The following is a 510-nucleotide window of genomic DNA, read 5'->3' on the forward strand; positions in this document are numbered from 1 at the left end:
GCACCGGCTGGTCGGTGTGCGCCAGCAGGGTGACGATGCCGCGCGGCGTGCACGGGCGCAGGCCGAATTCGCGCAGCGCCAGGTGGCCGACGTTTTCCGGATGGAAGCCGTCCACGTCCTTGCGCGGATCGATGCGGTGGATCAGCCGGCTCGCATCGGGGATGCCCGGCAGCGGCAGTTGCACCAGGATGCCGTGGATCTTGGGGTCGGCATTGAGCCGGTCGATCAACGCCAGCAGCTCGGCCTCGCTGGTGCCCGCTGGCAGGTCGTAGTCGAACGCCTCGATGCCGACCTTTTCGGCCGCGCGGCGCTTGTTGCGCACGTACACCGCCGAGGCCGGATCGCCGCCCACCAGCACCACCGCCAATCCGGGCCGCGGCTGCCCGGCCGCCAGCCGCGCGTCGACCCGCGCCTTGAGCTCGTCGAGCAGGTCTTCGGCGATGCGCCGCCCGTCGAGGATGCGGGCCGGGACGGAGGAGACGGGCGCGGAATCGGTCATCGGGGCGGGCG

Annotated in this window: 1 protein-coding gene; it reads right to left on the bottom strand. The window is 72.4% G+C overall.

Annotation, left to right across the window (positions count from 1 at the left end; genetic code table 11):
- Positions 1-499: tetrahydrofolate dehydrogenase/cyclohydrolase catalytic domain-containing protein (locus tag CEK65_RS20865; protein ID WP_304951740.1), on the bottom strand; the 499-nt coding region annotated here is incomplete at its 3' end.
- Between the last annotated feature and the right edge of the window lie 11 nt (positions 500-510).

The organism is Xanthomonas sp. LMG 12459 (genome assembly GCF_009192905.1).
In the GTDB taxonomy this organism is placed as follows: Bacteria; Pseudomonadota; Gammaproteobacteria; order Xanthomonadales; family Xanthomonadaceae; genus Xanthomonas_A; species Xanthomonas_A sontii.